The organism is Paenibacillus sp. MCAF9 (assembly GCF_052114265.1).
Lineage (GTDB): Bacteria > Bacillota > Bacilli > Paenibacillales > Paenibacillaceae > Pristimantibacillus.
The window spans coordinates 1-896 of sequence record NZ_JBFREL010000080.1 but is presented as its reverse complement, the minus strand read 5'-3'; the positions used below and the strand labels follow the sequence as shown (position 1 = coordinate 896).

The following is an 896-nucleotide window of genomic DNA, read 5'->3' as shown; positions in this document are numbered from 1 at the left end:
CACACCACGAGAGTTTACAACACCCGAAGCCGGTGGGGTAACCCGCAAGGGAGCTAGCCGTCGAAGGTGGGGTAGATGATTGGGGTGAAGTCGTAACAAGGTAGCCGTATCGGAAGGTGCGGCTGGATCACCTCCTTTCTAAGGAAATAAAGCGTTTCGAAGAAACGCACTACGGAAGCATTATCTTCGGACCCGAWGRGGTTCGGATAAACTTGGCAGTTTATCGCTTACTCGTTGTCAGTTTTGAAAGAGTAAAGCAATACATAGATGAAGAACGAGGCGTTAGCGCCTGATCTGATTTYGTGGAATTGTAGTACRCTTTCTTTCAGYATGTCTAGTCATYCGTTTGGTGGCGATGGCGGAGGTGAACCACGCGTTCCCATACCGAACACGACCGTTAAGCCCTTCAGCGCCGATGGTACTTAGACCGCAGGGTCTTGGGAGAGTAGGACGTCGCCAAGCGGATTAAATCATACAAGCGAATTACCAACTTTTAGTGGTTGATTGTAACGAGCGAATATGTTAATCTAATATTCCTGCCGCGAAAGCGGTGGAAACAAATTGCACCTTGAAAACTGGATAACGAAAGAAAAAGAATTGCTGAAACATCCTTTAGTTGTTTTTACGTAAGCGAAAGGTGTTCGAGATTGTTGCGACTTCTTTTCGTTTTGTTTCAACCATTTGATGTCTTAGGAGATCAGAGAAACAAAATGAAAACGGCGCACAAGCCGAATCRCCTGAGCAAAATGGTTAAGCTAGTAAGAGCGCACGGAGGATGCCTAGGCACCAGGAGCCGAAGAAGGACGTGGCGAACAACGATACCGCCCCGGGGAGCCGTAAGCAGGCATTGATCCGAGGATTTCCGAATGGGGAAACCCAGCTATCGTAATGGATAG

At 47.9% G+C, this 896-nt stretch carries 3 rRNA genes; all 3 read left to right on the top strand.

The annotated features are described in order from the left end of the window. Positions 1-138: ribosomal RNA gene (locus tag AB4Z45_RS32910) — 16S ribosomal RNA — on the top strand; the annotation flags it as partial. Positions 139-345: 207 nt separating this feature from the next. Beyond that, a 5S ribosomal RNA gene (gene rrf / locus AB4Z45_RS32905) occupies positions 346-462 on the top strand. Positions 463-748: 286 nt separating this feature from the next. Further along, positions 749-896: ribosomal RNA gene (locus tag AB4Z45_RS32900) — 23S ribosomal RNA — on the top strand; the annotation flags it as partial.